Here is a 10,541-nt window from a genome sequence, read left to right on the forward strand (position 1 = left end):
TGCAATTCATAGAGAAAGTCACAACACATGCCTGGATCGCTCGAAGAGCTCAGCCCCGCGGTGGAGCGACTGCTCATGCGCGTGCGCAGCCTCGATGCGCCCGGGGCCGTGGTGACGGCATCCGAACTGCGCGAAGAACTGCTGCGCGACGCGCGTGAGCGCTCCGACGATCGCCGTTGGCGGCAGATGGCCCTCGCGGTGGCGCGCATCGCGCTGGACATGTCGGGTGTCCGCGAACGCAACCAGCTGCTACAGGACATCGTCGTTCAGGCGCAGCAGTTGCTGCGGGTCGACCTCTGCTACATCAGCCTGAACGACTGGGCGGCGCAGAGGACGTACGTGCACTCCACGACCGGCGTCGTCACCGAGGCATACCGGACAATCAGCATGCCGCTGGGCGCGGGATTACTCGGCAACGCTGCAGGGGCGAAGACTTTCGTGCAGACCCGGGACGACATGAGTGACGACTCGCTCGTGCACGTGATCGACGCCATCGTGCAGGGCGAAGGGGTGCGCGCGATTCTCGGTACGCCCATGCGCGTCGACGGTGAGATCATCGGGGCCCTATCAGCGAAGGTCTGAGCGGTCATGGGGTAATTATCCTCAATCATCTTCGGAAACGAAGAATCAAGCATTGGTATTCGGTGAGCGAGCTATTCATATGAGTCTGACCCACTGAGAGGCAGTGGAGTGAAGCCCACAAATGAGGCGAAGGCTATCTTGTCGCTGCCGAGGGCTAGCATGAGTATTTCGATGAACAGGAGAAGAAATGTCGCTGAGTTTTGCCGCACTAAACGTCCTCAACTTCTTAGTTGATCAGATTGAAAACGACCAAGTGGTACCGGCCGATGTCTGCCCCCAAGATGAGCTTTCCGAAATTCATCATGAATTGCTGGCACAGAACCTTGTGGTGAAGGATGACCGTCTCGCCGGGGACCCAAATTTTTGCATACTGCCAGCAGCCCGCGCCAGCGCTCGCCGGCTGAGCAAACGGTATCGCCAGGCAGCCATTCAGCTTGAAATCATGTCCAAAATTGAGAACAATCCGGATTACGGCTCCACGGAAAACTACTATCCACCAGCAAGCGTGCGCGGCATTCCAGTTGCGAAGGGCGAGTACCAGCGAGCAGTCTCCCATCTAACAGAATGGGATCTCATCAAAGGGTTCAAATACGGGGGAGAAGGGCTTATCCGCCCCGAGCTCACGCCCAATGGATACTCCGCACTCGAATCCGGCTACAGCCCGGAAGACTGGATCTCGATGAACAAGGGACATACCCCAACGATCTCCAACATCGGCGATACCAACACCATGAACATCAACGGGCCCGTTGGAGCCGCGCAGCAAGGCGACCACAACACCGCCACCGTGACGCAAAATGTCGGAATCGATGCAGAGGGGTTCGAATCCGCGCTTCGACAAATCCGAGAGATCATCGACAGCGCAAACCTAGAAGATGAAGACCGGGAGGCCGTGCACACTCAACTTGAAATGATCGACGAACAAGCCAAGAACGGGGCAACACAAGGAAGAATCTGGGGATTCTTCCGCATCCTGGGTAACGCCCTACCAAAAGCGCTGGCTACCGAATTAGCCGATCTAATCGGCCAGGCCGTTTCCTCATTGCCCGCATAGCCGGCACTCTCGCGCTCCGATGTTCAAAGCCGCTGAGCATGTTTGCGGCCCACAACTATCGAGCATAGGAAAAGCGCCCCGGAGAGGCACAATTGTCAGATCATTCCAAGCGGGGCGCTTTCGCTCACTATATCAGCCGGCTCCGGATCCAGGGAGGGACAACGGGACAGTATGTCCCCCTATCCCTCCGCCAGGAGCTGCTGAATTCGCTGCGGCGTCAAACCCAACGCGAAAGCCATTTCCTGCTGACGCCACCCCGCAGCCCTCAGCTGCTGAAGACCTTGAAGGCGCTTCTGATCCGCCCGCTCCTGAAGCTTCCGCGCTTCGGCCGCCAAATCCTGAAACTCCCCAAGAAGGACAGCAGCCTTCTTCGGATACTGCACCTGAAAATCAATACTCACCGACTCGGGGTCCGCCCCCAAACTTTCCGCAGCCCTCACTCGACTGATCTCCCAAGCGCGCTTCAACGATGTCGCCTCCACGGTGTGCGAAGGATTTTGCAAGGTCATCACCCACCCACTGCCATTCTCAGCACGATGCGCGGTGGCCACCACATGAGACCCACCGGTACCGGAGGACGGAGCTGCACTCTCGGAGCTAGGAAGCGGCTTCCCCGCCGCCATCCACGCCGCAAGCTTCTGGGGACTGTACCGCCGAGCGCGCTCGCCGGTTACGGGGGGTGAGCGGAGATCCATGGTGGTGCCGTTGAGCTGGGCCATGAGGTATCGGAAGTAGGAGAGCTTGATTTCGGCCTTTTCGGCGGCCTGTTCAATGGTCAGTCCTCGCATGGGGGTCTTCCTAAGTGTAGTGTTTCTGGTTTGGCTAAATTGTAGCAAGTGGCGATTGACAAAACTATCCGTGCTCCAATAAGTTAATCAGTATAAACATATTAGGAAGGGTCATGCTGCACACCTACACCCGAGCCCAATCGATCGCCGAAGGGAAGCTCCTCGACGTTTCCGACCAGGCCTACACTTTCGGCTTTCGCGTCCCCGTGGCCATCTCAAAGGCCGCATGGTCCGATACTGTGCAGTGGGACCACGGCGGAGTCCAGGACGAAACCGGGCGTCTCGCCGATGTCCTGTCCCTGGGCGTGGCCAGCGTGAAAGCGCCGGACGAACACAACGCCAGTACTCGTCACTACACCGTGTACCGCACGCCTAACCAACCAGATGCTCAGGAAGCCGAGGAAGCTCATCTGAAAATCGTTTGCACCGCGGGGGACCAAGGGGAGCCGGTCGTCACGATCATGCGCCCCGACGAAGGCTAGAGCCCAGCAGCAGGGCTTAGATTGCGCCAGTACGCAAGGAAGTACCTGCCCGATACTGTGAGAGCAAAACCAAGCGGGCTATTCCGGTGGTGAAACGCTGAAGCTCAAGTCATTACACGATGAATTCAACCTCTGTGACTGCCCAGGAAGGCGAAAAGCCATGTCGAAGTTTTCAGCAGCACACACCCTTGCCCTCGACCTGGTCGACCTCGCATTCAAGCTGACCACCAAGTTGAACCGCCAGCAGCGCGAAGGTACGTCCAACCAAGGCGACCAGGAGATTTCCCGGACCGCTGGACACCTTGGCACCGTCGCCAACAAACTCGCTGAAGCTACCGTCATCCTCGCGGACCAAACCCAAACATTGGACAGGGAGCAAGTCGGGGACGCGCAACGCGAACAACTATTAGAAGCCGCCGAACTCCTCAGGCATGCCTCAGAGAAGCTCATCTCCACCCAGCCATAAACGGTACGTCCCCCTAAACGAAGCACCGGCGAGCGCCGGTGCTTCGTTTAGGGGGATTGGGTGTTTACCGTTCGACGTAGATGGCTATCCCTGTGGCTCCCTCTGGGACTTGTGCGAAGGCCGAGTCGCGGGCTCGTTCATAGGTGTCGGCGGCTCTCGAAGTCCTCGCGCTGGCGCGCATCCTGCTTGGGCGGCTCGACATTGCTGAGAAGTGCCTCGGCTAGAACCGAGCACGACCGACCCATGCCAGGTGGTTTGGGGCGACGTGGAGGCCGAGTCGGGTGCGCCCCCGCAGGACCCCGACGCGAGTTCGACCCTCCACTACTTGCAGACCTTCAAGTTGGGGGTTGGCCAGGGCTTGATCGATGAGGATCGGCCACCTCTTCCATGTGCCGTGCAAGTCCCACATCTCACGGACACCAACGTGGCAACCCTGGCTGCGGACCTTGACCCAATGCTCGGGTTCCTCGGCGAAGTACTCGATGAGGTCGCTCTCCGAGGCACCCGTGGGCATGGTGATTAGCGCTTCCAAGGGGACGATCTCGACGCGCCAGACGATGGTTGTCAGATCCATATGTCCGTAGTCGTCGAGGAACGCGTGGTGATCGGAATGGTCGTAGAGCCACTGCCTAGCGACGTCATCGGGCCAGAGGTGCAAACCTTCGGTGTCCCTGTCACCGAGGAAGGCGGATAGACCCGCAGGACTTTCTCGGGCGGCCCGAGCGGCCTCAATGAGGTCGGGGAGATAGATCGGACGATGCCCTTTCTCAGGCATGGCTTTCCCCGACAGTGACACTGTCCCACAGGCCGATCTGCTCGTGCTGGTGACGACGTTCGCGCTCCTCGTCGGTGAGAGCGTAGTCGAGGCTGGCGGATTCGAAGCGCTTGAACTGGTAAATGGCGTGGTTCATGTGCTGGGCATTGAACAGGCCGAGGTTGTTGAGCGTCTTGAAGTCGGCCACTGACAGGCCGGTGACGCGTTCGAACAGCTCCGAGTCGAGCGACTCGATTACGTGCTTGAGGGATTCCTCGCGGTAGTCGGTGGTGTACATGAAAACCGGGATCTTGGCCAAGAACTTCTGTAGCTTCTCGCGGATCTCGGAGCGCCACTTGGCGGTCTCGGACTGCTGGTTCTTCTGGTCGGAGGTGAGTTTGCCGCCCTGGTCTCGTTTGGCTTTCTTGAGGTCCTTGGTGTTGGTGATGACCTGCTGGGCGTTGTCGACCAGCGCGCGGAAGTCCTCGACGTTTTCCAGGGTCTTCATCAGGGCCGGCTGGGCCAGGACTGCGGAGAGGGTGTGCTCGTTGACATCGACGAGCAGAGGGGAGTTCCAGCGACGAGCCAGCGCGGCAGCTCCGACTCCAGCGCTGGCCCAGTCCAGCACCGCGGTGGCGTCGAGCTGGGTCATCGCTCCCCCGGTGAAGCCGAAGATCGGCAGGTAGTTGATCAGCTCGCCGATGGCCTGCGACGGGGTGGTGTCGCCGGTGGTGGCGAGCTTGGAGCCGTACTCGGCGACCAGCGATAGGGCGCGGTTGGGGTCGGACTCGAAGACGAAGCAGACCGGCTTGCGCAGGTCGAGGTTGCCCTCGGCGTCACGGTAGGCCCACGGGGACTGGACGCGGAACGCGGCCTGGAAGTAAGACTCAGGGCTCTTCTGCGACCGGAGCATGAAGATCGCGCCCCATTCGCGGACGGTGACGCCGGTCATCAGTTTGCCGACCGACAAGGTAATCGAGCCGACCGCATCGCCCTTCTTGACGTCCTCGATGGCACGCTCGACGGGTGGCAGGGCGGCTATGCCCTGGCCGGCCTTGTTGCCAGCGGCGACCACGATCTCGAATTGGGAGAAGAACGGATGATGGCGCAGCATCTCGGCAATCGCGAAGCAGGCGGCGACGTTGTTCATGTACCAGACCGAGTGCTTGACGGCGGATTTGAACCGGACGGCCTCGTATGGGAACGGTGGCTTGTCCTGGGTGAGCACCTGGAGCTTCATCTGGTCCGAGAGCTTGCCGCGGAACATCTCCAGGAACTCGGCCACCTCGTCGGGGCGCTCGAACTCGAAGCCGTCGTTGGTCTTGGTGGCATTGAAGAACTCGTTGAGGCTGAAGCCGTTGAACTCACCGTCCTCGGCGTAGCCCTCGGCGTTCTTGCCCATGTCGTAGGAGTACATCTGCATCTGGGGCAGGGCGATGTATGGGTTGGGACCCTTGGCGTTGTCCCATTCGGCATTCTCGCGCTGCTAGTCGACGTAGGTCCAGTTGAAGATCGCGTCCTCGGTGAGTTCGCCGTCGGTGATCGCGCGGAACGGGGTGCCCGACAGATACAGGTAGTGGCTAGCCTTGACGGCCAGTTCCTCGGCGAGGCCCTCGACGGTCACCTGCTCGTTGGGTTCTTCCTGTTCGGCCTCGGTCTTGTCAGCGGGGTCGTAGAGGGCCCGGGCGGAGTCACGCCAGGCACCGAAGTGGTACTCGTCCAGGACGATGGCGTCCCAGTCGATCAGGTGGATGGCCTCGTTCTTGGCCTTGATGTTGCCGTCGGCATCGCGGCCACCGAGGTCCTGCAGAGAGGCGAACCAAACCACAGGGCCGTCGTAGTCGGCGGCGTCGTCGCGCTCTACTTCGCTGGCCTCCTTGTCGATGTAGCGCCAGCCGTCGAAGTCGACGTGGGAGACCAGGTCATCGTTCCAGGCCGTGGCCACCGCGGGCTTGAAGGTGAGCACAAGCACCCGCTGCCACTCCATCTCCTTAGCAAGCTGGTAGGTCGAGAAGGTCTTGCCAAAACGCATCTTTGCGTTCCACAGGAACTTCGGTGCCTTGTTGTCTGCGTGGTTACGGAAGTAGGCTGCAGTGGTCTCGACGGCGGCGCGCTGCTCGGGGCGCATGTCCAGCTCCGTGGGTGTCATTTTCGAAGTAGCCTGAAAGGGCAGTCCGAAGTCGAGTGCACAGCCCCCGAGCTGCGCACCGCCAGCGGCGATGAGCGCCGGGTGATGGTCGGCTTTGACCGCGGCGGCTGGTCCCCGGCACTCTTCGCCCACATCGACCAAGCAGGTTTCGACGTCCTCACCTGGCGCAAGGGCACCACCGAGGACATCGCCCAGAAGGAGTTCACGACCGCCTCCCACACCGACGAACATGGTGAAACCCGCTCCTGGGAAGCGGCCGACACCCGCGTCGAGCTTCTTGCCGCGGGTACCGGGGAACTGATGCCGATGCGGCAAATCAGCCGCATCGTCCCGGGCACCAAGGGCCAAACACCCCCACCGGTTCAGCGCCACCACCGACCCCAAGATCCTGGCCCTGCCCGAGCCGGCATGAATCAACGAACCAAAGGAAACCGCCGAAAAAGAAGCAGCCTAACGGCCGTCTAACTCACCTTCGTACCGCTTGACTTGAAAAACTCCGCTGATGCCAAAGCAACGGGCTTAGTTTTCCGTGACACCACGAATACAAGCTTTGAAGATTTTTCTGCAGTTCGATTCGATACCTCGCTATAACGTTTACAGCTCCGACCACCAACGTGCCAGCGCTGAAACTTCAGGCACGGTGAAGCCCCATTGCGGCCAAGTCCGAAACGATTAGGAGCTCAACAATGCTGTTTCGGGCGAACTGAATCCAATAGGAACCCCCAGTTGTGGCATTGGTTCCGATTTGATTCGGCAGGCCGGGCCAGCCCCGAAATCCCCGTCCGGGGACAGGAGGCGTCCGCCCGGTGGTCCAACCACCGGGCGAACGCCACCACATCGAATAGTTTTCCGCAGCTGCGAAAAAAGCTACCGCTGCTTGAAGACGGTGTCCTGCCATTCCTTGTGCGCGGTGGTGTCGTGCGAGACCAGCACATGCTTGATGTTGGTGTACTCCTCAAAGGAGTACGCGCTCATGTCCTTGCCGATGCCGGAGGACTTGTAGCCGCCGTGCGGCATCTCCGAGGCCATCGGGATGTGCTCGTTGATCCACACGCAACCGGCCTGGATCTCGGCCGCGGCACGCATGGCAAGGTTCACGTCCTTGGTCCAGGCCGAGGCGGCCAGACCGAACTGCGAGTCGTTGGCCAGGGCCAGGCCCTCGTCCTCGGTCTCGAACGCCAGCGCCACCAGCACCGGGCCAAAGACCTCGTCCTGCACTATCTCGCTGTCCTGCGCCGCATCCACGATCAAGGTGGGGCGGTAGAAGGCACCGGGCAAATCCGGAGCAAATCCGCCAGTCAGCGTCCGTGCACCGGATGCCACGGCGCGCTGCACCATCGAAGAGACCTTGTCGCGGTGCGCGAAGGAGATCAGCGAACCCATGTCCGAGTCCTCGACCGTCGGGTCCCCGACGACCATGGAGCCCATGAGCTCGGCAACGCGTGCGGTGAAGGTCTCAAAGAGCGAGGAATGCACGTAGGCACGGGTCGCGGCGGTGCAATCCTGGCCGGCGTTGACGGTTGAGCCGGCCACCGCACTGTGTGCCGCTGCCTCCACGTCGGCGTCCTTGAAAACCACCAACGGCGCCTTGCCACCGAGTTCCAGGTGCACGCGCTTGCCGGTCTCCGAAGCCATTTCCATGATCCGGCGGCCCACGGCCGTGGACCCGGTGAACGAAGTCATCTTCACCAACGGGTGCTTGACCAGGGCTTCGCCAACGTCGCGGCCGGCACCGACCACGACGTTGAAGACACCGTCCGGGATCCCCGCCTCGGTCGCGATCTGCGCAAAGCGCAGCGTGGTGCCCGGGGTCAGTTCGGAAGGCTTGAGCACGATGGTGTTGCCAGCGGCAATCGCCGGAAGCACCTTCCAGGCGGCCATCTGCAACGGATAGTTCCACGGGGCGATCGACCCGACGACGCCAATGGCCTCTCGGCGGATCATCGAGGTGGAGTTCCCCGCATAGTCCCCGGCGGCCAATCCCTGCAGGTTGCGTGCGGCACCGGCAAAGAAGTTCACGTTATCGATGGTGCCCGGCACATCAAACTCGTGGGACATCCGCACGGTCTTGCCGGTCTGCAGGGTTTCGAGCTCGGCCAGCTCGTCGGCGTGCGCGACAAGTGCCCGGGCGAAGTTCAGCAGGTGGTCCGAACGCTCGCCCGGGGTCAGCCGCGACCAGGCGGGGAAGGCCGCGGCAGCGGCGGCCACCGCGTCCTCGACATCGGCCAGGGACGCGAAGTCGATGTCCCCGTCGGTAAGGCCCGTGGCCGGGTTCACTCGCGAAAAGGACCCTCCGGAACCAATCCGGTGGGTGCCGTTGATGTACTGGTGGCCTTCGGTGAAGGTCGTCATTTCCGGTTCTCCTTGCCGCTGACGTTTTCCTGGGAATCGGACGGGGTGACATAGACCTTGCGCAGGGTCTCGGTAACCGTCCAGGTGGTCTTCATGCCACCGCTCAGACGCATCAGTGCGCCTGGGAAGAGCTCGGTGCTCTGTTCCGGGGCATCGCCGAAGGGTGCGATCACAACCGTGCCACGGCCGGCGGTGATGACGAAGATTTCCTCGGCCTCGACGTCATACATCGTGCCGGTGCTCATCTCCCACACGCCGAAGTCGGCGCCGCCGATGCTGCCAAAAGCCACCGAACCGGTGGTCGGGTCATCGCCACCGTTCTGCTCGGGGGCCACTGCCTCGCGTGACAGCTTGAGGGCCGCGACGTCCACGCGGACACCACCACCCAGGGCGCCGTCCAGTTCGCTGGCGGTGGTTGGTGTTGAGTTGCTCATGAGTCGAATCCCATTCCTAGTGAGTCCATTGTCTTGAGGAAAAGTCCACGTTGCCCCTTGTTGCGGTCGGCGCGGGCAAGCTCGCTGGTCATCATCTTGACCCCCATGTAGGCCACCGGCTCCGGCGGGAACGGGATCGGCTTCTTCTTGACCATGTCCAGCTCGGTGCGCTGGGTCTTCTGTCCGGAGAGCAGGTCCAGCAGCACGTTGGCGGCGAATCGGGTGGCACCCACGCCGAGCCCGGTGAAGCCGGCAACATAGGCGACACGACCGTTGTGCGAATGATCGAAGAAGGAGAAGAAGCGGCTGCAAGAGTCGATCGCCCCGCCCCAGGCGTGGGTGAATTTCACCCCGTCCAGCTGCGGGAAGGTGAAGTAGAAGTGGGCGACGAGCTTCTTGAAGGTCTCGGGCTTCTGGTCATACTCGGGCTTGACCTTGCCGCCAAAGTAGTACTCGGCGTCGTAGCCGCCAAAGAGGATGCGCACCGCGCCGTTGGCGTCCCGGGTCATCCGGTAGTAGTGGAAGCGGTTGTTCAGGTCGGCCAGGCCCTGCTTGTCCTTCCACCCGAGGGATTCGTACTGCTCCTCGGTCAGTGGTTCGCTCATGATCGCGTAGTCATACACAGGGATGGTGTGCAGGCGGTGGCGCTTGAGCAGGGAGGGAAAGACGTTGGTGGCCAGTGCCACGTGCTTGGCCTTGACCATCCCGGCGGTGGTGCCCACCGTGATTTCCTCGGAATTTCCCTCGAGGGACACGGCGTGGGTGTTTTCGAAGATCCGCACGCCCAGTTCCAGGCAGACGCGGCGCAGGCCCCAGGCCAGCTGGGCAGGGTTGACCATCACGGTCCCGTCCTTGTCCCAGAGCCCGGCACGGTAGACCGGGGAGTTCACGGAGCCCTGGACGGTGTCCTTGTCCATGAAACGCAGTTCCGGGTAGCGCTTGGCTTCGTCCTTGAGCCACTGGACCTGGTGTTCCTCCGTGGCCAGCTTCAGCACGCCGGAGTAGGTCAGCTCGCACTCGATGTTGTAGCGTTCGAGGGTTTCGGTGAGTTCCTTGAGGTTTTCCAGGCCGAGTTCGCGCAGCAGGTCGTTCTCATCGGGCAGGTGCTGGCGCCCGTTGGAGTCGCCGTGCACCAGCGAGGCCTCGCAGAAGCCGCCGTTGCGCCCGGATGCCGCCCAGCCCACGCTCTGGCTTTCGATCAAAACGACGTCGCACTGCGGGTCGCGTTCCTTGGACATGAGTGCGGTCCACAAGCCGGAGTATCCGCCGCCCACCACCAGCAGGTCGGTCTCCACGGTGCCCTCGAGTGCGGGCAGCGCCGCGGGGCGTTCGGGGTCATCGAGCCAGTAGGGCACGGGGCTCACACCGTCCAATGCCGCGTGGATGACGTGCGCGGGGTAGGTGTCGGCTACGTTTTCATAGATACTCATGTTGCTCTTTCATTATTGGTGGAACTCACGGTGGTGGGGGGGGGGGGGGG

General features: G+C 61.6%; 12 protein-coding genes. 5 read left to right on the forward strand and 7 right to left on the reverse strand.

The features are described 5' to 3' along the window. Positions 1-27 precede the first annotated feature (27 nt). Complete coding sequence (locus tag ACIPVK_RS04085; RefSeq protein WP_407610699.1) at positions 28-582, forward strand: GAF domain-containing protein; 555 nt, start codon at positions 28-30, stop codon at positions 580-582. Between the two features lie 187 nt (positions 583-769). Continuing rightward, positions 770-1,636 (forward strand): hypothetical protein, encoded by an 867-nt coding sequence (locus ACIPVK_RS04090; RefSeq protein ID WP_407610700.1) that lies wholly within the window; start codon positions 770-772, stop codon positions 1,634-1,636. Between the two features lie 179 nt (positions 1,637-1,815). Here ACIPVK_RS04090 and ACIPVK_RS04095 read toward each other — a convergent pair whose 3' ends face one another. Next, positions 1,816-2,424: a hypothetical protein gene (locus ACIPVK_RS04095; RefSeq protein ID WP_407610701.1), complete on the reverse strand. Its 609-nt coding sequence runs from the start codon at positions 2,422-2,424 to the stop codon at positions 1,816-1,818. Positions 2,425-2,537: 113 nt separating this feature from the next. On the opposite strand from ACIPVK_RS04095, the gene ACIPVK_RS04100 reads away from it, so the two are divergent. Next, positions 2,538-2,906, forward strand: a complete 369-nt coding sequence (locus tag ACIPVK_RS04100; protein WP_407610702.1) for a DUF6573 family protein — start codon at positions 2,538-2,540, stop codon at positions 2,904-2,906. A gap of 160 nt (positions 2,907-3,066) precedes the next feature. Then, on the forward strand, positions 3,067-3,372 hold the full coding sequence (locus ACIPVK_RS04105; protein WP_407610703.1) for a hypothetical protein: 306 nt from the start codon (positions 3,067-3,069) through the stop codon (positions 3,370-3,372). 220 nt (positions 3,373-3,592) lie between these two features. Here ACIPVK_RS04105 and ACIPVK_RS04110 read toward each other — a convergent pair whose 3' ends face one another. The 3 genes from ACIPVK_RS04110 to ACIPVK_RS04120 form a co-directional block, all read right to left on the reverse strand. Continuing rightward, positions 3,593-3,946: a hypothetical protein gene (locus ACIPVK_RS04110; protein ID WP_407610704.1), complete on the reverse strand. Its 354-nt coding sequence runs from the start codon at positions 3,944-3,946 to the stop codon at positions 3,593-3,595. Between the two features lie 193 nt (positions 3,947-4,139). Then, positions 4,140-5,549 carry a hypothetical protein gene (locus ACIPVK_RS04115; RefSeq protein ID WP_407610705.1) on the reverse strand — a complete coding sequence of 470 codons (1,410 nt, stop codon included), beginning with the start codon at positions 5,547-5,549 and terminating at the stop codon, positions 4,140-4,142. A gap of 63 nt (positions 5,550-5,612) precedes the next feature. After that, positions 5,613-6,275, reverse strand: coding sequence for a DEAD/DEAH box helicase family protein (locus ACIPVK_RS04120; RefSeq protein ID WP_407610706.1), 663 nt, complete (start codon positions 6,273-6,275; stop codon positions 5,613-5,615). Between the two features lie 84 nt (positions 6,276-6,359). Between ACIPVK_RS04120 and ACIPVK_RS04125 the strand changes: the two genes are divergently transcribed. After that, a complete protein-coding gene (locus ACIPVK_RS04125; protein ID WP_407610707.1) occupies positions 6,360-6,740 on the forward strand; it encodes a hypothetical protein in 381 nt (126 codons plus the stop codon). Positions 6,741-7,142: 402 nt separating this feature from the next. On the opposite strand, the gene ACIPVK_RS04130 is transcribed toward ACIPVK_RS04125, so the two are convergent. Genes ACIPVK_RS04130 through ACIPVK_RS04140 form a run of 3 tightly spaced genes read right to left on the reverse strand, consistent with a single transcriptional unit; the run spans position 7,143 to position 10,491 of the window. Continuing rightward, a complete protein-coding gene (locus ACIPVK_RS04130) occupies positions 7,143-8,627 on the reverse strand; it encodes a gamma-aminobutyraldehyde dehydrogenase (protein WP_407610708.1) in 1,485 nt (494 codons plus the stop codon). Continuing rightward, entirely contained in the window at positions 8,624-9,061 is a 438-nt protein-coding gene (locus ACIPVK_RS04135; RefSeq protein ID WP_407610709.1) for a cupin domain-containing protein, read from the reverse strand. The genes ACIPVK_RS04130 and ACIPVK_RS04135 overlap by 4 nt, the downstream gene beginning before the upstream one ends. Continuing rightward, complete coding sequence (locus ACIPVK_RS04140) at positions 9,058-10,491, reverse strand: NAD(P)/FAD-dependent oxidoreductase (RefSeq protein ID WP_407610710.1); 1,434 nt, start codon at positions 10,489-10,491, stop codon at positions 9,058-9,060. Before ACIPVK_RS04140 ends, ACIPVK_RS04135 begins: the two co-directional genes overlap by 4 nt. Positions 10,492-10,541 lie beyond the last annotated feature (50 nt).

The sequence above is a fragment of the Paeniglutamicibacter sp. MACA_103 genome (assembly GCF_045798555.1).
Lineage (GTDB): Bacteria > Actinomycetota > Actinomycetes > Actinomycetales > Micrococcaceae > Paeniglutamicibacter.